Genomic DNA, 22993 nt, shown 5'->3' with positions numbered 1-22993 from the left:
CGTGACTTTCGAGCCCATCGCCATCGTCGGCCGAGGCTGTGCCTTGCCCGACGCCCTTGATGCCACGACACTCTGGGAAAACGTCCGCGACGGCCACGTCGCGCTGTCCCCGGCGTGCCCGCGCGACTGGCGCCTGCCGCCGGACTGGCTCGAGCACGGCCTGGTCGGCCCGATACCCGCGATCGGCGGCTTCGTCCGCGGCTTCGACGAGGTCTTCGATCCGACGGGTTTCCGGCTGCCCGCCGACGAGATCCGGCGGTGGGATCCCGCCGTGCGCTGGCTGCTGCACGCGGGTCGGGCCGCGCTCGATGAGGCAGGCGGCACAGAGCTGCTGCCGCGCACCGGCCTGGTGCTCGGCAGCCTCGGCTATCCCTCGCGCACCCAGTCGGCGCTGGTGGAGCAGATGTGGCAGTCTCGGCTTCCGGTGCGGGCCAGGGTGATTCCCGAGTTCGGCACCCTCGACCCGCGCATGCGGTTCTGGCCGGGGCTGCCCGCGCACTCGGCGAGCGCGGCCCTCGGTCTCGGCGGCCCGGCGCTGGTCTTGGACGCGGCGTGCGCGTCCTCGTTGTATGCCATCAAACTCGCCTGCGATCGGCTGCACGATCGGCGCGCCGACCTGATGCTCGCCGGCGGGGTGAGCGGCGCCGACGGCCTGCTGGTCCAGCTCGGGTTCGCCGGGCTCGGCGCGCTCAGCCCCACCGGGACTTCCCGGCCGTTCCATCGGGACGCGGACGGCCTGGTCCCGGCCGAGGGTGCGGCACTCGTCGCACTCATGCGATACGAGGACGCGGTGCGTGACCGGCACCCGATCCTCGGTGTGATTCGGGGGATCGGTCTGTCCAATGATGGTGCCGTTGGCGGGTTTCTTGCCCCGGCACAGGCCGGTCAGGAGAGCGCGATGCGCGCCGCCTATCGCGGCGCGGAGCTCGACCCGGCGACGGTCACCCTGCTCGAGTGCCACGCGACGGGTACGGCCCTGGGTGACGCGGTCGAATTGGCCAGTGCCGCTTCGGTGTTCCACGGTTGCGCGGACCTGCCGTTCGGCTCGATGAAGGGCAATCTTGGCCACGCGCTGACCGCGGCAGGAGCCGCTGGTCTGCTGAAGGTGCTCGGGGCTCTGCAATCCGATACCCGGCCGATGTCGCTGGGCGGCAACGACATCACGAACATACCGGCGGGGGCACCTTTGCGGCTGCTGCACGGCAATGAACCGTGGGAGGGCCCGCGCCGGGCAGCGATCAGTGCCTTCGGCTTCGGCGGCAACAATGCGCACCTGATCGTCGACGGTCCGCAGGAGCCCGCCGCCGTACCGCGGTCGTACCCGGTCCCCTTGGCGAATGCGGAGCAGGTCGCCGTCGTGGCCATCGGCGCACGGGTTGGTGCGGGTGAATCGGCAGCGGATCTGAGCGAGGCCCTGCTCACCGGACTCGGCACCCGCCGCCGAGAGACGATCGAGCTCGCCGTCGAGGGCTTGCGGTTCCCGCCCAACGATCTTCGCAAGGGCCCGGCTCAGGCCCTGCTGCTGGAAGCGGCACGCGAGGCGGCGGCGGGCAGCAAGCTGCCGCGCAACACCATGGTCCTGGTCGGCATGGGTTGTGATCCCCGCTGCGCACGACCCCAAGCGGGCGTCCGCCACGCAGCCTGGGCGGCCCACTACGGAGAGGGCGCGGAGACAGCGGCCGATTTCGGTGGGGACTTCTCCTCCGCGTACATCACCGCGTGGATGGCGAATATCTACGCCAACCGGGTCGGCGTCCAATTCGATTTCACCGGACCGGCTTTCGCCATCGCCGCCGAGGAGTCGTCCGGGCCGATCGGCCTCCAGGAAGCTGCTCGCGCGCTGCTCACGAATGAAGTGGACGCCGCTATGGTCGGCGCGGTGGAGCTGACCGGCGAGCCGGTGCACGCCGCGGCCCTCACGGCCCTCGATCCCGAAGCCGAACCGGGCGACGCCGCCGTGGTCCTTGTGTTGAAACGGCTGACCGACGCGCGCCGCGACGGGGATGATGTGCTGGCCATCCTGGATACCGGCACGGGTCCGGCCGATCTGTCCGTCGGGCCTGGCACCGAGTTCGACGTCCGCGACCTGTTCGGCAGCGCGCACGCGGCGAGTGGATTGGTCACCGTCGCGACAGCCGTTCTCGCGCTTCGGCACCGGGCCCGATTCAGGACCGGTCGCACCGCGAACCCCGCCCTGGCCGCCAACACCGCGGTGGCGATTGTTCCGTTGCCTGACGGATCGCCGATGCGTCTTCGATTGCGTGCCGCCGACCGAGCAGGGTTTGTTGCGAGGCGGGCCGGTTTGCAGGTGTTCTCCGGCGCGGATGCCGAGCAGGCGGTCGCGGCGCTCGAGGCAGGACAGCCGTCGAATCGCGGCCCGGCTCGCCTCGCGGTCGTGGCCGAATCGGTGGCCTCGGCTGCTCTGCGGTCTCGCGCGGCTCGACAGTGGTTGCTGGATGGCGGATTACGTCCACCAGGGATGGCCTTCCGATGCGCGCCGCTGACCGGCGAGACCGCCTTCGTCTTCCCGAACGGCTCGGCCGCCACCGCCGGGATGGGTCGGAGTCTGGTGCTCGCGCTGCCGAGCCTGGTCGATGCGGTGAGCCGGCGATTTGATGGTCTCTCGGCGGCCGCGGACTGGGTTTACGCCGAGACCGCGCCGCCGCCGAGCGCGATCGATCGGATACAGGCGGTCACCGGGTACGCGGCGATCCACGCGGCCCTCACCCGTGACGTGCTCGATCTTGCTCCGTCCGTCGCCATCGGATACTCCTCCGGCGAGTCGACCGCATTGCTTGCGCTCGGCGCGTGGACCGATCCGCAGCCGTTGCTCCGGCGGATTCGCCGAAGCGAGTTGTTCAGCCGGGACCTGGCCGGTGAACTGCGCGCGGTACGCCGCGCCTGGGCCGAAGCAGGTGTCTCGGGCGAACATTGGCGCACCTATCTGGTCGGGGCCGGTGCCGAACGAATCCGCCAGGCGACCGACGACCAGCCCGCAGTCCACCTCATGACGATCAACTCCCCGGATACCTGCGTGATCGGGGGAGAGGAACGCGCGGTCGCGGCCGTCCTGGCCGGCCTCACCGACGTGCTGGCCATCCCTGTCGACTACGACATGGCCGCCCACGCACCGGAACTCGCCGCGGTCAGGGACGAGTGGTACCGCGTGCATCTGCACCCGGTCGCCGAGGTCGAGGGGATTCGTTTCTATAGCGGCGCGACCGGGGAGTCGTACCGGCTCAGCTCCGAGCGTGTGGCACAGGCGATCACCGATCAGGGGCTCGGCACTGTCGACTACGTCCAGCTCATCGAGCGGGCCTATGCGGACGGTGTCCGGATCTTCCTCGAGCATGGACCAGGGAGCATGTGCACCGGGTGGATCGCGCGGATTCTCGGCGCGCGCGAGCATGTTGCCGTCGCATTGGACGCGCGGCCCGACGACGCTGTGGCCGGTCTGTACACCGCCCTGGTCGAACTCGCCGCAGCCGGTGTCGCCATGAATCTGCCTGCGCTGGAACGCATGCTGGGCAGCGCGCCGGAATCGGCCACGTCCCCCGCCGTCCGCGGTGTGCGGATCGCTGCGCGTACCGGCCCGGTCTACCTTGCCGACACCCCATCGGCAGTCGATATGGCGGTCGCCCCGATCCTGACCTATCCCGACGAAGACGCCGAGATCCGAACCGGTCCATCCCGGATCGGCACTCTGGCAAGTGCGCAGTACCGGTTGATCGCCGTCGCGCACGCCCGCCATGTCGCCCTCGCCGCCGAGGCACATCAGCGATACCTCGCACATTCCGCGCGAATACTCTGTACGAGTACTCCGACCAGCACCGCGCCGCTCGAACCGCCGCGGCGGCTGACCACGACTCCCGTCGAATCCCCTGCACGGCAGGCAGGTTCGCAGTCGGCCCGACCAGGCCCGACCTTCGATCGTGCCGACCTGGAACGCCTGGCCACCGGCCCCATCTCGGAATTCTTCGGATCGACCTTCGCGGCGCAGGACGACGACGCACGGCAGACCCGGATGCCGGGGCCGCCGATGCTGCTGGCCGACCGGGTCACCGGTATCGATGCCGAGCCTGCCACGCTGGGCACCGGCACGATCTGGACCGAGACCGATATCCGTTCCGATAGTTGGTATCTCGACCACGCCGGGCGCATGCCACCCGGATTGCTGGTCGAGGCGGGCCAGGCAGACCTGCTGCTGATCAGCTGGTTGGGGGCGGACTTGGCGAACCGCGGCCGGCGGGTGTATCGGCTGCTCGGGTGCGAGGTGACCTTCCACGCCGGGATGCCAACGGCCGGAACGCTGCTCGACTACGAGATCCGGATCATCGATCACACGGCCGACGGAGCACGGCGGCTGTTCTTCTTCGAATTCGACTGCCGGGCCGACGGCGAGCGGCAACTCAGCGTCCGGCATGGGCAGGCGGGATTCTTCACCGACGAAGAACTCGCCGCGTCCGGCGGCGTGCTGTGGGATCCGTCCGACCGAATCCCGGAAGGAACGGCCGACCCGGTGGCGATTCGAGGCGACCGGTCGTCGTTCACCCGCGAACAACTGAACGCCTTCGCGGCCGGCCGTCCGGTCGACTGCTTCGGCCCCGACTGGCGGATGGCGAATACTCATGTGCGAACGCCTCGAATCGCCGAGGGGCGCATGCTGTTGCTCGACGAGGTCACGGATTTCGACCCGGCCGGGGGGCCGTGGGGCCGCGGGTATCTGCGCGCCGTCCGTGCGGTACATCCCGAGGACTGGTTCTTCGAGGGCCATTTCCACAACGACCCGTGCATGCCGGGGACGGTGATGGTCGACGGATGCGGGCAGGCGATGTCGTTCTACCTCGCGGCGGCCGGATTCACCGTGCAGCACGACGCGTGGGTATTCGAGCCGGTGCCGGAGCAGCCGTACACCATCCGCTGCCGCGGGCAGGTCACCCCGCACAGCCGCGGCATGATCTACGAGATCTTCGTGTCGAGCCTGGTCGGCGGCCCGTTCCCCACCATGCTCGCCGATGTCCTGGTCACCGTGGACGGAGTCAAGGCGCTGTACGCGAAGGACTTTGCCGTGCGTTTGGCGCCGAGCTGGCCGCTGACCCATTGGGAGACATCGGGTCCGGCCATTATCCAGCGAACGGGTGACCTGGTGTCGTTGCCCGCGCTCGGCGGTCTGCGGGGTCGACCGAACGACGAGCGGGTGACCGATATCGACGGACTCCCCCTCGACTATCGGTCCCTGCTCGCCTGCGCGTGGGGTATGCCGAGCGAGGCGCTTGGCCCGGCCTACCGCCGCTTCGACGACGGGATACTCCGGAGTGCGCGCCTACCTGCTCCGCCCTACCACTTCATGACGCGAGTCGCGGCGGTTACCGGCCGCTACGCCGGATTCGAGACCGGTAGCAATGCGGTAGTCGAATACGACGTGCCAACGGACGTCTGGTATTTCACCGAGAACCCGGCTGGAGTCATGCCGTTATCGGTATTGATGGAAGTCGTCCTGCAGCCCTGCGGCTGGTTGGGTGCCTACGCCGGCAGCTTGTTGCGCTCCGACACCGAGGTGTTCATTCGAAATCTGGACGGCGACATCACCGTCCACACTCAGGTGAGACCCGCGGCCGAACGGATCAGCACCCGCGTCGAACTGCTGTCGATCGCCGAACTGCACGGAATGATCATCGAGACCTTCCGCATCGAATCCCGGGTCGACGGTGCGCCTTTGGTGACCGGCACCACCGTGTTCGGTTACTTCAGTGCCGCCGCACTCGCCGATCAGGTAGGTATCCCGCCCGCCGAGGCGGACCGGGTCCAGCTCGAGCTGCCGTGCGACTACCGCGCCGCGCCGCGCCGCGCCGGCATGCCGGGCCCGATGCTGCTGATGATCGACGCGATCACCGGTTACTGGCCCGAGGGCGGCCCCGCCGGTATCGGCCGGGTGCGCGCGGAGAAAGCCGTCGACAGTCACGACTGGTTCTTCAAAGCGCATTTCTTCCAAGATCCGGTGATGCCGGGTTCGCTCGGCGTCGAGGGCGTTGCCCAGGTCGTGCAGTGGTTCATGCTGGAACGTGGGCTCGGCGCCCGGTTGGCCAATCCCCGATTCGAGGCCGTGGCAGTCGATCGCCCGCTGTGCTGGAAATACCGAGGGCAGGTTGTGCCCACCGATACCAAGGTGACCGTCGAGGTCGACATCCTGGCGATCGAGGACAACTGCCCGACCTCGTGCACCGTCCTCGCCGAGGCGTGGCTCTGGGTGGACGGCCGGCGGATCTACCAGGTGCCGAGGTTCGCGACGAGGCTGACGTCGGGCCTGCCGCCCGCCGAGGTCTTCGAGCGTCTCGACCTGACGACCGATACGTGGCTGAACGATCACCGACCGACCTTCACCGTGCCGACCTTGCCGATGATGTCCACGGTCGAGCGATTGTGTGCTGCCGTCGAGCGGCACACCGGGACTCCGGCGGCGGGAATCGTCGAAGCCACCCTCTCCCGGTGGATTCCCGTCACGCCGACGGCACTGCTGCGCACTCGGGTACGCGAAAGTCCGAGTGGCCCGGTGGTGACCTTGGCAGCGTGGCGTGCCGCGTCGCGACCCGAGCTCTCTCGTTTCGAGGACGTCACCTCAGCCGAGATCCGTACCGAGGCAGGTCGACGGCCAGCGCCGTTCGCCGCCCTGCCGGACGCGATCGCGACCGCACTGCCGTACGGGACGGGGTCACTGTTCCACGGTCCGGCGTTCCAGTATTTGACGGAGCTGCGCGTTGGTCGTTGCGGCGCAACGGGAATGGTGGACAGTGCCCGCGGCAGTGTGCCGTCCGGCGTGCTGCCGCAGGGGCTGCTTGACGCCATGATTCACGTCATCCCGAATGATGCGCTCGAACGGTGGAGTGACGATATCCCCGCCGGTTACATCGGGTTTCCGCACGGCGTCCGCGATCTCGGGATCTATGAGCCGATTCCGGACCGCGGCTTGCTCCGAGTGGAGGCGCGGTTCGCCGGGTTGGACGGTAACGATCCGTTGTTCGATCTTCAGCTGCTGTGCGCCGACCGCGTGTTGCTTGCGCTGCGGCTGGTCGAAAGGCTGTTTCCCCTCGGCGGTCTCGGCTCGCTGTCGGTCGAGCGACGACTCGCCTTCATCCGTGACCGCGATCCGGCGGATGGCGCGGGACTGTCCCACACCCGAGACGACGGGACGACTGTCCTGCCATCGATGACCGTGTCGTCCTGGGGTTCGCTCCCCGGGACGATGGAGCAGATCTATCAGATGCCTGCCGAGGTGCCGGGCTTCGATCTTGCGGTGGTCATCGCGATGAAGGAACACATCGCGCGGAAGGCGGGCTTGCACCCCAGCTCGATCGCGTGTGATCCGCGCACCCGGACATGTGTGGCAGCCGGTAGGCGCTACTCGCTGAATGTCGTCCGGGACGCCGAGGGCGTCCGAGTGTCGGACCACGCACACCCGTCGACCCAGCATTGACCTTGGAAAGGAGAGGCCGTGCAACGCACGCGTTTCGAGTCGATCGGCCGGTATACACCCGAGACCATCCTTTCCACCGAGGAGTTGTTCAGCAGACTGCGGGTACAGGACCTACCCCCGCTACGTGAATTCAGCGGAGTCCGGAATCGCCGGATCTATGACTCCCATCCGGATCGGTATGAATCCTCGTTTCAGCTTGCATCGCGCGCCGCCCAGGATTGTTTGCGGAAATCCGACTACACGGCGGACCAACTCGACGTGGTCATCTCGGCCTCCATATCCCGCAGCGTCGGCGCCGGGATCTACTGTCTGGAACCGTCGTTGGCGCTGCTGGTGGGGAATGCGATCGGTTCGACCCGGGCCAGGCATTTCGACGTCGCCAACGCTTGCGCAGGCATGATCACCGGCATTCTGGTGCTGGACCGGATGATCAGGGCCGGTGTGGTGCGCAATGGTCTGGTAGTCAGCGGTGAGCAGATCACGCCCGTCGTCGAGACCGCATTGCGCGAGATCAGGTCGATGTCGTCGGATCAGTTCGCGGCACTGTCCGTCGGCGACGCGGGGGCCGCGGTAGTGGTCGACGGCCGTGGTGACGACGCGGACGAGATTCACTACGTCGAACTCATGACCGTCTCCGACGGTGCCGAATACTGCCTCGGTATGCCAAGCGATCGGACCAACGGCCTTGCGCTCTACACCGACAGCCACGCCATGCAGGATGAAGTCGGATTCTTCCGAGCCGTGAACCGTTTCGCCACCTTCCTCGAGGAAACCAATCGTGATTTCGAGGCGGAGAGATTCGACTTTTTCATCTACCACCAGTTCAGTGACCAGGCGATCGCGCACGGGCAGAAAGTGGCCGAGCAATACTTCGGAACTCCGATGCCGCCGACCCTCGATATCCTGTGCGAATACGGAAACACGGCATCGACATCGCATTTCGTTGCACTGTACGAACATCTCGCACGACGGAATATCCCCAAAGGATCGAAGATTCTGCTGCTCCCGCAGGCCTCCGGCCTGGTAACCGGCTACCTGTCCGCGACTGTCTCGCGTCTGGAGGCATAACCGATGGCCACCACCATTCGCGCCGCCGCGGTGAGCGTCGATCCGGACACCGGCAGCTACTTCGAATTGGCCGCCCGCGCCGCCCGGACCTGCCTCGAGCGCGCCGATGTCTATGTCGACGAGGTCGGCATGCTGGTCAATACCGGCCTTGTCCGGGACAACAACCTGGCCGAGCCTGCGGGCGCCGCCCTCATCCAGCAGCGAATCGGCTTGGGCCTGGACTACTACCCCGGTCAGACGCCCGCGTTCTCGTTCGACCTGGCGCACGGCGCGGCAGGTCTGCTGTATGGGATCAGCGTCGTCGAATGCTGCTTGGCCACCGGTGAAGTGGAGTATGCGTTGCTGCTGGCCGGGGAGGCGCACCCGTCGACCGAGCGCGGCGTCGCCGGCTTTCCGTACAGCACCGGTGCGGCCGCGCTCCTGCTCGGAACCTCGCCTGTCGCAGGCGGATTCGGCCGCTTGCACACCTGCGATCCCACTGGCCCAATCGAGCCTGCCACCTGGTTCGATCTCTCCGCGGCCGGAACGAACGGTCGTTCCAGCATCGAGGTGCGACCCGGCGGCGACCCGCTGGACCCGGCGGTCGAGGTCGTGCGCGCCGGTATGGCCGAGGAGGGACTCGACCGCGCCGATTTCACCGCGGGCCGCGCGGTGCTGCTCGCCCCGGCTCCCGACCCTGGATTCCCCGCCCGGGCGGCGAATGCCCTTGGGCTGCCGCCGGAGTCCGTGGTCGGTGTCGCACCCGAGATCGGCGATCCCTATTCGGCCGCTCCGGTTCACGCATACCTGAACGCCCAGCGCAGCGGCCGACTCGACACCGCCGACACGGTGCTGTTCCTGGCCGCCTTCGACGCCTCGGCCGCCTGCCTTACCTACCGCCCGCGGGCACGGTCAACAGAACCGACGAAATCGACCCATCTTCTTACGGGATAGCTACGAACTAAGAGGGATCGATATTACCGACCGGAATCGTTCGACCCGGACTGTCGAACCGTGAATCCGACATTTCGGTCTTTCCACTCGGTAGTGTCCGGTCGGAGATCGGGTTCTTTCATTCAACGATTTGGGAAGGATTGCGATGCAAAGTAAACATGGAGTGCGGTTCGCGTTGCTGGCGACCGGACTCTTGAGCGCATCGGCGCTCGGGTACAGCGTGGTCGAGGCGCCGCAGTCGGTGGCGAAGGCCGACGATGGCAGCGCGTACACCTGTAACTTGCCGAAGACGGACATCGACGTCACCTACGACACCTCGGGCTCGTACACCTTGGAGGTGCCCGAGATGAAGCTCACCGGCGACGCTAAGTGCAAGCCGATGGCCAAAGCGACCATTCCCGTCGAGGACAACCGACCGGTGACTTCTGGCGACCAGAAGTCGTGCAAGATCGACATCGGCAAAGAGGCCGACCCCATCTACATCGCCACCGATAACTTCACCATGGGTAATGGCACGATCACCGCTGACCTCACCGGTGGTGCGTCGAAGGTCGCGGCCAGCGCCAACACCACCAAAAAGAGCGCGCAGGGCGAGACCAAGGCTGTGCTTGATGCGAAGCTCAGCGGTTTGAAGGGCACCTGCGCCGCGACGGACCTCACCGGTGGCGGAAAGGTGACGGTGAAGCTCACCGGAGGCACCGTCAAGTTCACCCCGAAGTCGTCGTAAGGCATTTCTAGAATGTCGAATACGGGTAGCCGGGGCGTTCTGCCCCGGCTGGCCGTCACCATGGCGCGCCATCGGCGACGAGTGTTCGCGGGGTGGCTCGTCGCGGTGGCGGTCGGCTTGATCGGACTCCCACATCTGCTCGGTTCGTTGCTGGCCCCGCCGACCGAGGTCGCCGGGTCGGAAGCGCAACAGGTGAGCCACATCCTGGCCGACGGGCTGCCGACGCTCGGGGACGAGCCGGTGATCGCCGCGCTGCATTCGGAGCGGCTGCTGGCCTCGGATCCGCTGTTCCGCAACGCGATCACCGCCGGTATGCGGGTGCTTGGCCACGAAGACGACGTCTCCGGCGTGGTTCTCCTGCCGGTCGCCGGTGATCCAACCCGAAAGATCACGCTGCCAGAGACATTCGAGACGTGGCGGCCGAGTTTCCACGACGAGCACTCGGCCTACATCTATGTGGGAATGCGCGGCGATGATCGTCATCGCCAGCAGCGGGCGCCGGAACTGCAGAATCTCGTAGCCGACGCGGTACAGGGCGCGTCCAACGATGAGGTGCACGGATATCTGGTCGGCGTCTCCGTCTTCGGACAGCTCGTCCAGGGCGTCGAGATCACGGACCTGATGCACATCGAATTGGTGGCGTTGCCGCTGGCGATCCTGGTGTTGTGGTTGGGGCTGCGCCGACCGGTGGCGGCGCTGGTGCCGATTGTCGTCGCTGGCGCGTCGGTCATCAGCACCCTCGGCATATTCGCCTTGCTGACAAGGGTTTTCACCATCGACGGGATGTTGTTGGTCGGTGTGAGCGCCCTCGGGCTCGGCATCGGTATCGACTACGCGCTGTTCGTGATGAACCGGTACCGCGAGGAACTGGCCGCCGGCGCCGAGCCGCCGCGGGCTATCGCGACGGCGATCGCCACCACCGGACATACCGTCCTGTATTCGGCGGTGATCCTGTTGTTGGCGTGTACGGCCTTGTTCCTGGTTCGCTGGCATGTCTTCCTGCAGATGGCGATCGGGACCATCGCGGTGGTCGCCGTCGTGTCGGTAGCGGTGGTCACGCTGTTGCCCGCGGTGCTCGTCTCGGTCACGCCGATTCTCGACCGCCAATGGCCGCGCTGCCGGGCCGACGCCGTGCCGCAGAACAGGCTGTCGCGCTGGGCCGAACACCTGATGCGGCACCCGTGGCCCTATGCGGTGGCCGTGACCGCGGTGCTGATCTGTGCCGCGATTCCGACGGGCTCGATGCGGACCGGCATCGACCTCGAACGTAGCGCGCTGGCAGGTACCGCGTACCTCACCGGCTTCCAGCTCGGTGAGCAGGATGTACCCGGTGCGACCGGGTCGGTCATCCTCGCGCTGCGGCAGCCCGAGCAGGACCCGCTGCCCGATACGCGAGCGCTCACCGAGGCCTTGCGCGCGGATCCCGATGTCGGAGCGGTCGCCACGATCGACGACGGGGTGAGCCTCACCGCGCTACTCGTCCTGTCGAAACACTCCATCGATTCGCCGGACCTCCCGAATCTGGTGTGGCGCATCCGGACTCAGATAGTTCCCGCGACCGCGCCGCCCGGCGTCTCGGTACTCGTCGGCGGGCCCGGCGGACATGTCGCCGACATCGTCGCCGAGACCTCGACCAAGCTGTGGTGGGTGATCGGGTGCGTGTTGGTGATGCTGTTGGTATTGCTGGCCGCCGTGTTGCGCAGTCTGGTACTTCCGGTGAAGGCGATCGTCATGGCCCTGTTGTCGACGGGCGCCGCGTACGGACTCATGGTGTTGCTCTTCCAGCGCGACGGCCACCCCATCTGGCCGCAGGTGCCGTTGATCGCCTTCGTGCTGTTGTTCGGGCTCTCCACCGACTACGAGCTGTTTCTGGTGCGCCGGATTCACGAGGAGTATCTGCGGACCGGGGACAATCGCCGATCCGTTGTGGTCGGTCTGCAGAGCACGGCGCGGCCGATCTCGTTGGCGGCGATCATTCTGGCCGTCGGCTACGGCAGTCTGCTGGTGTCGAACCTCAACGGACTGCGGCAGCTCGGATTCGCCATCGCGGCGGGTCTGATCATCGATGCGACGCTGATCCGCCTCGTGCTGGTTCCCGCGTTGATGCAGATCATGGGGCGGTGGAACTGGTGGTTCCCCGGTGCCAGACAGCCGACCGCCAGTACGCCGCCGACTGTGGTTGACCCGATCCCGGTGCGCCGATAGCGGACCGCGGCCGAAGTCCTGTCGCGAGTCGGATTACCGGCCGTGTTTCACATTCGCGCGGACCAGGTCTGGTGATGCTACTGACGAGTCGGGTTGACGGAGTTACCTTCTCGGCTATGGGATGTGCGTCGCCTATGTCCACACCCTGTGCACAACGGTGATATCCACAAGGTGTGGACAACGCGAAATCCGCCCAATGGGCGTTATTTTCGGGTATTCCGGTTCGTGTACACAGCTGTTCTCAATTGGTGAAACGTTGTCGATTCGGGTCTGTTCGGCGCGTTATCACATCGGACATTTCGGACCACGCTCGGGGGTGTAAAGGTCTCGGGCGGAAGTTAATTGGGGTCGAGTCGGAAGTGGGTTGGCTGAGGTAGGGACGATTTAAATGGGTTCTCTCTCGCGTTTCGCGTTGGATTATTCAAATGTTCATCTACGATTGCGGCGGCTCACACCGGAGTGGTCACTTCGCTAATGCCTGCATTCGTCAGGGATTTGGTGCCGCTGCTCACGGTTACGGCTTGTCATGCACCTCTCCCTCAGCTGAAGGATCAGGTATGAACATGTTCAAAACACGGCACCGCCGATATGGGCGGGCAACGATGTTGGCCGCGGGTGCCGCGGCCGTGATTCAAGTGGCCGCAGTCGGCTTCGCCGCAGCTTGCCCGTGCGCTTCGGATGACTATGTCCCGATTCAGCCCGCCCTGACTCCGCCGGCGATGCCTGCCGAAGATCAGGTGTTTCTCAACCCGCCGCGCGAGGTGGTCGCGGCCAAGCAGCCGGGCGAGATCATTGCCGCCCGCGAAGTCCATCCCGCGTTCCAGTCGGTCATTCAGCCGGACGTCGACGCATGGCAGCTGTCGTACCGTTCGAACAACAGCCGGGATGAGCCGATCGCCGCGGTGACCACGGTCATGAAGCCGCGCGGTAAGGCCCCGACGAACTTGGTATCGGTGCAGATCCCGGAGGACGCCGTCGCGGCGCACTGCGCGCCGTCGTACGTCAGCCAGTTCTCGGCGTTGCCGCCCAACTACGCAGGCACAATGGGCCCCAACTTCATGCTCCCGATGGCCCTCTACGCGGTCACCAAGGGCTGGGGCGTCTCCATCCCCGACCACGAAGGCCTGCTCTCCGCCTTCGCCGCAGGCCCGCTCGGCGGCCGGATCACCCTCGACGGTGTCCGCGCCGCGGAGAACTTCAAGCCGATGGAGCTCAAGCAGGGGCGTGACACGAAGGTCGGCCTGTGGGGCGACTCGGGCGGCTCGATGCCGACCATGCACGCCGCCGAACAGCGCGCGAGCTATGCGCCGGACGTGAACCTGGTCGGTACCGTCTCCGGCTCTACCGCGTCGGACCTGCGCGACCTGGTCGACTACCAGAACAACGGGCCCGCCGCGGGCACGGTGTTCGCTGGCATCATCGGCCTGACCCGCGAATACCCGGAACTGCAGCAGTACGTCGACCAGCACATCAACCCGCTCGGTCAGGGATTGCGGTCCGTGCACAGCAATGTGTGCCAGGGCTGGTCGGTGATGAGCTTTCCCAATCTGAACATCAAGGGACTGTTCGATACCCCGGACATGACTCGTGAGCCGATCCCGTCCAAGTACTTGGACATGACCAAGTTGGGAAATGCGACTCCCGACCGGCCGACGTATATCTTCCAGTCGATGGGCGACTGGATTATGCCCGCCTATGCGACCGACCGACTGGTGGATAAATACTGCCAGAACAACGCGCAGATCACCTACCGGCGCATCCAGATCGGCGAGGCCTACTCGCAGGCCTTCCTGTCCGTGCCGGGAACGTATCAGTGGCTGCAGGAAAGGTTCGACGGCGTCCCGATCGGCGGCGGCTGCAATAGGCAAGACGTCGCCGCAATCGCGAAGGACGATTCACCCGAGATGAACGAATGGGTGTCGATCGTTGGTCCGGAGCTGACCGCGGCCGCGGCCAAGCCCGCCTAATTGATCGATAGGTGAGCGTGGAGTAATCGGCGCCAGGCTGACGAAGCCCGGCCAGGCGCCGTAATCCGCATCGCGGTGTGCCCCCACCGAAAGAAGGCCCGGTCCACCAGGACCGGGCCTTCTCGCTATCCGGGCGAAGTCAATACGCAATGCGTGCCCCGATAGATCGTCGGCATACAGCGATTGCAGTGGGTACACAGGGACTCGGTTGCCGCGTCATCCCGCATGCGATTGACCAATTCCGGATCGTGCAGCAGCGCGCGAGCCATCGCGACGAACTCGAAGCCGTGCGACATCGCGGTGTCGACCGCCGCCCGCGACGCGATGCCGCCGAGCAGCACCAGCGGGAGACCGAGTTCGGCGCGAAAGCGCAGCGCGTCATCGAGCAGGTAGGTGTCGCGATACGGGTAGGTGCGCAGGAATCGGCGGCCCGCCAAGCGAATACCCCAACGCTGCGGCGTCGGGAACTGATCGGCGAACTCGCGCAGCGGCACGTCGCCGCGGAACAGATACATCGGATTGCGCAGCGAGCTGCCGACGGTGAGCTCGAGCGCGTCGAGGTTGCCGTCCTGCGCGAGCCACCGTGCGACGGACAGGCTTTCGCCGCCGCCGAAGCCGCCGCGCACCCCGTCGTCCATGTTGAACTTCGCCAGCACCGCGATCTCGCCGCCCACCTCCTGACGCACCGCGTCCGCGGTCTGCCTGGCCAGCCTCGCGCGATTGACCAGGGTTTCGCCGTACTCGTCCGAGCGCTTGTTTAATGCGGGGCTGAGGAACGAGCTGATCAGGTAGTTGTGCCCGAAATGCAGTTCGACGGCATCGAATCCGGATTCCACCGCCAACCGGGCGGCGCGCGCGTGGGCGGTGATGATCCGCAGGATGTCCGCCGAGGTCGCCGCGTTGGTGCGTCGCAGGCTGATCGGACTGAACTGCCTGCTCGGCGCGAGCGCGGGTGCGCGATTGGAGGCGGCGTTCGCGACGGGACCCGCGTGGCCGAGTTGTGCGGACACCGCACCGCCCGCGCTGTGCACCGCGTCGGTGAGTCGCCGCAAGCCGGGCACCGCCTCCTGGCGCATCCAGATCTGGTGCCGGTCGGTCCGGCCCTCGGGTGCGACCGCGCAGTAGGCCACGGTGGTCAGCCCGGCGCCGCCCGCCGCGACCCCGCGGTGGAAGTCGATGAGCTCGTCGGTGACCAGGGCGTCCGGCGTTCGCCCCTCGAACGTCGCTGCCTTGATGATGCGGTTGCGCAGCTGAACCGGCCCGAGCATGGCCGGTTGGAACGCGTCGTTCGGCATCCGCTCACACTAGAACGTGTTTCATTTCGGCGTCGGCGAAATGGGTTGGCCGAAGTGGCTTGACGCGCAACGAGAACCTGTTCTAATTCTTGGCATGCGCAGATATGACGGCCGCCGCGTGGTGGTGACGGGAGCAGGCTCCGGCATCGGACAGGGCATCGCCCTGCGGCTGCTTGACGAGGGGGCCCAGCTGGTCGCCGCCGATATCGACGAGCCAGGCCTGGCCGCTACGGCCGACAAGGCAGGCGATGCCGCCGAGCGACTGCGCACGGTCGCGGTGAACGTGGCGGATCCGGCCTCGGTCCGCGCGGCGGCCGACACCGCGCTGGAGTTCCTCGGCGGGCTCGACGTGCTGGTCAACGGCGCGGGCATCCTGCGCCCGGCGCGCACCCACGAGATGCCCCTGGAAGCCTGGAACCAGGTGATCTCGGTGAATCTCACCGGCACCTTCCTGATGACGCAGGCCGCGCTGCCCGCGCTGCTCGAATCCGGGCACGGCGTCGTCGTGAACATCTCCTCGACCGCCGCGTTCAGCGCCGCACCCTACCTCGCGGCCTATGCGGCATCGAAGGGCGGCGTCAACGCCTTCACGCACGCGATCGCGCTGGAGTATGCCAAGCAGGGGCTGCGCGCGGTGAACATCGTGCCGGCGGGCATCATCAGCGGGATCACCACGAAATCGATCCGGGACCAGCCGGAAGGCTTCGATCCGAAGCTGTTCGCCAGGATGACCGGCTGGCTCAACGGCGGCGCGCTCGGCGGCCCGGAGGACATCGCCGGTGTGGTCGCGATGGTCGCCTCCGACGACGGCCGCTATATGACCGGCACGGAGATCAGGATCGACGGCGGCGCATTGATGTAGTGAGTTACGCGGGCCTTGCGATCAGCAGATGATGCGGGATCGGCGGATGCGGCAGCTGCTCGTGCGTCACCGTGCAGCCCGACTTCGCCAGCGCCGCAATGACATCCGCGACCGGGCGCAGCGTGAAGCCATAGCCCGTGAACGGCAGCTTCGCCATGGTGTCCGGGTCGCCGATGCCGATCACCACCCGGCCGCCGGGCCGGACGACGCGGGCCAGCTCGGCGCAGACGGCGTCCAGATCCGTAATGAAATAGATGGTGTTGACGGTGATCGCCGCGTCGAGAGTGTCGTCGGCGAGGGGCAATGCGGTGAGCGAGCCCTCGGCGAGTTTCAGTCGGCCCGAGGCGGTTTCGCGCGGGTAACCCGAGCGGGCACGGGCGAGCATGTCCGCGGAGAGCTCGACGCCGTGCACGATGCCGTCGGCACCGACACGCTCGAGCAGCAGGGAAAGCCCTGCGCCACCGCCGAATCCGAGGTCGGCGGCGGTCTCGCCGTCGCTGATCGCGGCGGCCGTCACCGCGGCGGCGATGGCGCGCTTGTTGCCGCGGTTGAGCATGAACGCAACGCCCTTGCCGAGCACACCGTGCGGATTACCGAGCTGACCGGCCAGGGTGGACAACACGCGGGCGCGCACACCGTTCATGGCGCCATCGTATGCGGACCCACGCCGCCGCGGGCGTGCGATCTGATCACCGACTTCCGGCCGCCGGAATTTGGATCATCAACGTTTCGAATACTGTGCCGATGGCGTTCGGTTCGGTTCGATCGAATGCTGTGTCACCGACCCGAAAGACCGCGATGCGCACACCGCTGATCCTGCTTGCCGCCTGTTCGATGGCGTTGCTGACCGCGGGCCCCGCCGCGGCGACCGGAGAGTGGGGTCCGCTGGCGCCACCCAATCCCTCGCTCGGGCCGCTCGGCACCTCGACCATGCACGGCGATGCCGGTTCGTCGGACGCCACGCCCCTCGCCGGGCCTGTGGTCGGCGCGGCGTCGGTCTCGGCCTATCCGCTGGCCTCGGCGTGCCCGACGCTGCTGGAGGGATCGGATCAGCTGGTTGTCGCGCTGTGCACGGCGATCGTCGGTCAGGCGCCGACTGTGCAGCTGATCGATCCCGCGGCCCCTGGCCCGGTCGGGCACGCGCTGGCCGCACGGCCGCTGACCAAGGGCAGTCTGCTCGGCGGCGTCTACGCGTACCTGGACAACAACGACCGGCTCGTCGTTGTTGACGGCGACAACCGATTGCTCCGGGTCGGACACGACCGTGACGCGGCGGGCCGGTGGCGGTTGGCGAGCGAGCAGGTGGCGGATCTGTCGGGGGTGATTCCGGTGGGGGACAACGTGACCGGGTTGGTGCCGGACTGGGCGGGCAACATCTGGTTCGCCACCGGCAACGGTGTTGTCGGACTGGTCGCGCCATCCGGAGCGGCGGTCACCGTGACATTGCCCGCCGGAGAGCAAGTGGCCAACAGCATTTCGGCGGCGCCGAGCGGACGGATCGCGGTCGCGACCACGCACGCGCTCTATGAACTGCGGGCCGACCCATCGGGCCGACCCGAGGTGCTCTGGCGCGCGGCTTACGAACGCGGCCCGGCCCGCAAACCCGGACAACTCAGTTGGGGCACCGGGTCGACACCCACCTACTTCGGCCCCGACACCGGTGCCGACTACCTGACCATCGTCGACAACGCCGACGGACAGGTCAACGCGCTGGTATTCCGTTCCGGAACCGGGCAATTGGTGTGCTCGCAGCCGGTGCTCACGAAGGGCGGTGCGGGGAGCGAGAATTCACCGATCGGCATCGGCCGCTCGCTGTTCGTCGCGAGCACCTACGGCTATCCGTATCCGGCGGTGCCCGAGGGCGCGGGGCCCGCGGTGCCGCCGACCGCGGCGTTCACCGGCGGGATGACCCGGGTCGACGTGGACGACAACGGTTGTCACACCGTGTGGGAGAACACGGTGCGCAGCGCGGCGGTGCCGCACTTGTCCACAGCCGACGGTGCGGTGTACACAGTCACCCGGCTCGGGCCGGACAACACGACACCTCTCGATGGATACGCGTTCACCGTGGTCGATCCCGATACCGGAGCGGTGACCGCAAGCCGCCCGTTGCCCGGCACCATCGTCGATGATCCGCTGCAGACCTCGCCGTTGATCACGCACGGACGCCAGGTGCTGCAGGGCACGGTCACCGGGATTCTGCGCATCGGCTGAGTACGGTTTCGAGACTCGGTGGCGGCGCCGACATCTCGTCCCGGCCCGCGTGGATGCCGGTGCCGCCCAGCCGGGTTCACGGTTTATGCACATGCCGAGCAGCGGTGATTCCCCTGTGGATGAATCTGTGTGCTGCTCGAGGAGCGTTGCCCGGTGTCCACCGGTGTGCTGGCCTCTTCTGGGCGCGATATTGCGCCGCACGGGCTTTGGTGGCGGCGGCTTGTGGCTGTGGATGATGCTGTGTGTTGTTTCGGGATGGCCGAATGCCGTTCACCTTCGCGTTGCCTGGCTGACCTCGAGCGTTGCGGCGCAATCGACTCCGAAGCGCCTGGCTGGTGGCTGTGCATGACGGTGCACATGGGTGGGGACAACGGCGCGCGAAAGGTGTTGAGGCAGCATCACCTTTGTGGATGACGCGTAGGTGCCCGGGTGTGGACATCGATCGGGTCGGTCGGTGGCTGTGCGGACGTCGGTTGGCTGTGCGGATCCTGTCCACAGCGGTGGAGCATCGACGACTACCAGGCTGTGCACGAGTGCCGTCGCGGGTTACGGCTGACTGAACGTTGTGCATAGGTGAGCGGTGTCGGTGTCTGTCCGGCTGGTGCTCCCCAGACGCCGACAGCGGGCTCGACGTGCCTCTTTCGGCGTGTTGTACCGGTGTGTCCGATGTGGGGAATGCTTGCTGCAGTGTCGATTTCGCCGTATTCGCCGGGTCCGCGCGGCCAGTGAGGCGAAGATCACAGTCCGGCTCGAGGTTGCGGCCGTGCTGCTGACCCGGCGCTGTCGAGGCGGCCGCGGCGCCGCCTTTCCGTGTCTGGTTATTCCCGATCTTGGCAAGACGCATGCATGTCCACGACTGGTTCAACCTGGTATGCATCGTGTTAATTACCCTGCAAACAAACCCATGGTCTCTTTCCGTTCATCTAGCGTCCAGCTACCTTGATTCTTTGCGATGAATGCGCAGGTCGTAGGCCATATGTACTGGACATCGAGTGGTCTATGCCGATGGCGCAGCTAACCGTTCGAACAATGTTTGTACCGCCACGAAGTGGATGCGGGCGGACCTGCGGATTCGCGCGATCACTGACTTACCGGCTGTTCGAATCGACGCAAAAGAGGCAGCTGCAAGTTAGCTGGAACTGTGAAAAACCCTGCCTTCACCAAGGTTTGCTGGCGTGCTGCTTTATACGCTTGACACGAGCGACGAGGGTTGCATCGGAATAACGATTGTGTAGAGTCGACGGTAACGCTGGCCGCAGCTGAGCTCGACTCGCTGCGGCCAGCGGAACTCAATTGGGGGACATCGAAACCGATCAGTGACGCGGCGTAGCTGTCGAGTGTCCGAACCCGCTTCGCTCAGTGTGTGCTCGGGGTTGTCTGCGGACCCTCGCCTGAGCCAATCAGTGCGCCCTCCGCCTTAGCGAGCACCGCCCGGCGACCCACTCCGAACACGTACACCAGGAACAACGCCTCGGCCGCGAACCCGATCGCGATGCGCACCGGTGCGGGCAGCCCGCTCGGTGTCACGAACCCCTCGATGCAGCCGCACACCAGCAACACCGCGACCAAACCGAGCGCCACCGTCGCGGTCGCCCTGCCCTGCCGCGCCACCGCCTCCACTCGGCTCAGCCGACCCGGATCTATCAGCGTCCAGCCGAGTTTCAGCCCCGCACCACCCGCGACGAACACCGCGGTCAGCTCGAGCGTGCCGTGCGGCAGGATGAACCCGAAGAACGAATCGAGCCGCCCCGCCTCGGCCATCAGCCCGGCGGAAACGCCGAGATTGAGCGCGTTCATGAACAGCAGATACACCGCAGGCAGGATCAGCACCCCGGTGAACAGCGCGATCGCCGTCACCCAGGCATTGTTCGTCCACACCTGCGCGGCGAACGCGCCATTGGGATGTTCGGAGTAGTAGGACTCGAAAGCGCCGCCACGTCCGGTCAGCGCGCCGGTGTCCGGCGGAATACCGAGAACGTCACGCGCCGAATCGAATCGGGCCACCCAGACGGCCAGCCCGGCGGTCACCAGCAGGAACACCGCCGCCACGCTGACCCACCACGGCCACGCCCGATATAGCGCGGCGGGGAAGCGGTGCGTGAAGAACCGGCCGATCTCCTGCCAGGTGTCGCCCCGGCCGCCGATCACCCGGCCGCGCGCCCTGGCCAGCAGCGCGCTCAACCCGGCGATTAGCTCCGGGTCCGGGCTGTGCGATTGCAGCCTGGCCAACTGCTGCGACGTGCGCCGGTACAGCAGGACGAGCTCGTCCGCCTCGGCACCGCTCAGCCTGCTCCGCTTGGCCAGGTAGTCGAGCCGTTCCCAAGCCCTCCGGTGCGCATAGCTGTAAGCATCAACATCCACTGGCTTGCCTCCCACTACCGCCGGTCGGAAGAATGCTATCGACATGGCTGAATTCACCACCGGGGAAGCGGTCGCCCTCGAGCTGCCGATCGCCCGGATCCCGACCAGGGCTACCGCGTTCCTCATCGACGTGGTCGCGCAGACCGTGCTGGCCAGCATGCTGTTCATGGCGATGGTCAGCGTGCTGCTGCCCGGCGGGGTCGACACGGCGTGGCTGAACGTCGCCGTGCTCGTCACCATCGTCGGCGTGCTGGTCGGCTACCCGGTGACCTGCGAAACCGCCTGGCGTGGACGCACATTGGGCAAGATGCTGCTCGGGCTGCGGGTGGTGCGCGCGGACGGCGGCCCGATCGACTTCCGGCACGCGCTCACCCGCGGGCTGGCCGGTGCGATCGTCGACTTCTGGATGCTCGGCGCGTTCGGCGCGGTCGCGGTGGTGACGTCCATGTGCTCGCCGAACGCGCGCCGGGTCGGTGACGTGCTCGCCGGCACCGTTGTCGTGCACGCGCAGCGGCCGCTGCCGGTCCCGCTGCTCGCGGTCGCGCCGCCCTGGCTCGCCGGGTGGGCCGGGCCGCTGCCGCTGGCCATGCTGCCCGACGATCTGGCGCTCGCGGTGCGTCAGTATCTGAGCCGGTTCCGCACCCTCACCCCCATCGTGCAGCACGAGTTGGGTACCGCGCTGGTCGGCGCGGTGTGCGCGCGGCTGCAGGCGCCCGTGCCGACCGGGTATCCGCCGTTGCAGATCCTCGGCGCGGTGATCGCCGAGCGGCAGCGTCGGGCGCTGCCGCCGCCGATGTTCCCGGTCTTCCGACCGGGACCGGTGCCGATTCGGGTCGGTCCGTAGTTACCGGTTGGCCGCGACGTAGTCGTCGATCTCGCCGAGGAACCGGTCGAGCCGGGCCTGGCTGATCCAGGAGCCGCGGAACGAGTTCTTGGCCAGGGCCACCAGCTGATCGATGTCGAGGTCGGCCTGCTCGGCGAGTGCCACGTAGTTGTCCGCAGCGTAGGCACCGAAGTAGGCGGGGTCGTCGCTGTTGACCGTGACGGTGAGCCCGCGGTTCAGCAGCCCGACGATCTCGTCGGACTTCATCCGGCTGGTGACGAACGAATTCGAGACCGGACAGCAGGTCAGCGCGATCCCCTTGCCCTTGGCCAGCTCGACAAGCCGATCGTCCTCGACGATATTGGTGCCGTGGTCGAGCCGGTCGACGGCGATGTCCTCCAGTGCCTGGCGGATGTGCTCGATCGAGTCCGGTTGGTCGATATCGCAGTGCATGGTCAGCAGGAAGCCCTCGCGGCGAGCGCGGGCGAAGACCGCGGCGAACTTGCTCGGCGGATTGCCGCGCTCGTCCGAGTCGAGGCCGACGCCGATGATCCAGTCACGGTAGGGCAGCGCCTCGAGCAGCGTCGCCATCGCGTATTCCGCCGAGTAGTCGCGCAGGAAACAGAGGATCAGCTCGGCCGAGATGCCGAATTCCCGTCGCGCCCGCACGATCGCCGACCGGTACCCATCGAGCACGGTGGCGAACGGGACACCGCGCCCGGTGTGCGCCTGCGGGTCGAAGAACATCTCGACATGCCGGATGCCCTGGGCGTGCGCCCTGGTCAGGTAGTCGAACGCCAGATCATGAAAGTCCGCCGGTTCGAGCAGCACCCGCATGGCGGGATAGTAGACCCGCAGAAACGAGGTCAGATCATGGAACTGATAGGTCTGCCTGACCTCGTCCACGGTCTGCTCCGCCAGCTCGATCCCATTGCGCTTGGCCAGCCGGAACTTCAGCTCCGGCTCCAGCGTCCCCTCCAGATGCAGGTGCAACTCGGCCTTGGGCAGTCCACGGACAAACGCGGCGAGATCAGACATGAGCACCATGATGCGCTGTCACCCACGGG

General features: G+C 66.8%; 13 protein-coding genes. 9 read left to right on the top strand and 4 right to left on the bottom strand.

The genetic code is table 11. The features are described from left to right. Nucleotide 1: 1 nt before the first annotated feature. From OG203_RS25005 to OG203_RS24980, 6 genes are all read left to right on the top strand, one after another. Entirely contained in the window at nucleotides 2–7471 is a 7470-nt protein-coding gene (locus OG203_RS25005; protein ID WP_405159707.1) for a beta-ketoacyl synthase N-terminal-like domain-containing protein, read from the top strand. Nucleotides 7472–7489: 18 nt separating this feature from the next. After that, entirely contained in the window at nucleotides 7490–8539 is a 1050-nt protein-coding gene (locus OG203_RS25000; protein ID WP_405159706.1) for a 3-oxoacyl-ACP synthase III family protein, read from the top strand. 3 nt (nucleotides 8540–8542) lie between these two features. Further along, a complete protein-coding gene (locus tag OG203_RS24995) occupies nucleotides 8543–9472 on the top strand; it encodes a hypothetical protein (protein ID WP_405159705.1) in 930 nt (309 codons plus the stop codon). Nucleotides 9473–9617: 145 nt separating this feature from the next. Further along, nucleotides 9618–10199 carry a hypothetical protein gene (locus OG203_RS24990; RefSeq protein WP_405159704.1) on the top strand — a complete coding sequence of 194 codons (582 nt, stop codon included), beginning with the start codon at nucleotides 9618–9620 and terminating at the stop codon, nucleotides 10197–10199. Between the two features lie 12 nt (nucleotides 10200–10211). Further along, nucleotides 10212–12404, top strand: coding sequence for an MMPL family transporter (locus tag OG203_RS24985; protein ID WP_405159703.1), 2193 nt, complete (start codon nucleotides 10212–10214; stop codon nucleotides 12402–12404). Nucleotides 12405–12961: 557 nt separating this feature from the next. Further along, on the top strand, nucleotides 12962–14371 hold the full coding sequence (locus OG203_RS24980) for a lipase family protein (protein ID WP_405159702.1): 1410 nt from the start codon (nucleotides 12962–12964) through the stop codon (nucleotides 14369–14371). 125 nt (nucleotides 14372–14496) lie between these two features. On the opposite strand, the gene OG203_RS24975 is transcribed toward OG203_RS24980, so the two are convergent. Beyond that, nucleotides 14497–15666 (bottom strand): NADH:flavin oxidoreductase, encoded by a 1170-nt coding sequence (locus OG203_RS24975; RefSeq protein ID WP_405159701.1) that lies wholly within the window; start codon nucleotides 15664–15666, stop codon nucleotides 14497–14499. A gap of 94 nt (nucleotides 15667–15760) precedes the next feature. Here OG203_RS24975 and OG203_RS24970 point away from each other — a divergent pair, with 94 nt between their 5' ends. Then, a complete protein-coding gene (locus tag OG203_RS24970; RefSeq protein ID WP_405159700.1) occupies nucleotides 15761–16528 on the top strand; it encodes an SDR family NAD(P)-dependent oxidoreductase in 768 nt (255 codons plus the stop codon). A 4-nt stretch (nucleotides 16529–16532) separates the two neighbouring features. Here the strand turns inward: OG203_RS24970 and OG203_RS24965 are convergent, their stop codons facing one another. Beyond that, entirely contained in the window at nucleotides 16533–17171 is a 639-nt protein-coding gene (locus OG203_RS24965; RefSeq protein ID WP_405159699.1) for a class I SAM-dependent methyltransferase, read from the bottom strand. Between the two features lie 155 nt (nucleotides 17172–17326). On the opposite strand from OG203_RS24965, the gene OG203_RS24960 reads away from it, so the two are divergent. Further along, nucleotides 17327–18742: a hypothetical protein gene (locus OG203_RS24960; RefSeq protein WP_405167995.1), complete on the top strand. Its 1416-nt coding sequence runs from the start codon at nucleotides 17327–17329 to the stop codon at nucleotides 18740–18742. Between the two features lie 1356 nt (nucleotides 18743–20098). On the opposite strand, the gene OG203_RS24955 is transcribed toward OG203_RS24960, so the two are convergent. Further along, a complete protein-coding gene (locus OG203_RS24955; protein WP_405159698.1) occupies nucleotides 20099–21103 on the bottom strand; it encodes a stage II sporulation protein M in 1005 nt (334 codons plus the stop codon). Nucleotides 21104–21146: 43 nt separating this feature from the next. Here OG203_RS24955 and OG203_RS24950 point away from each other — a divergent pair, with 43 nt between their 5' ends. Next, nucleotides 21147–21947, top strand: a complete 801-nt coding sequence (locus OG203_RS24950; protein ID WP_405159697.1) for an RDD family protein — start codon at nucleotides 21147–21149, stop codon at nucleotides 21945–21947. On the opposite strand, the gene add is transcribed toward OG203_RS24950, so the two are convergent. Then, entirely contained in the window at nucleotides 21948–22964 is a 1017-nt protein-coding gene (gene add, locus OG203_RS24945; RefSeq protein WP_405159696.1) for an adenosine deaminase, read from the bottom strand. Between the last annotated feature and the right edge of the window lie 29 nt (nucleotides 22965–22993).

Source organism: Nocardia sp. NBC_01499 (assembly GCF_045040275.1).
Classification (GTDB): Bacteria; Actinomycetota; Actinomycetes; order Mycobacteriales; family Mycobacteriaceae; genus Nocardia.
This window is presented reverse-complemented; position numbering and strand designations above follow the sequence as displayed.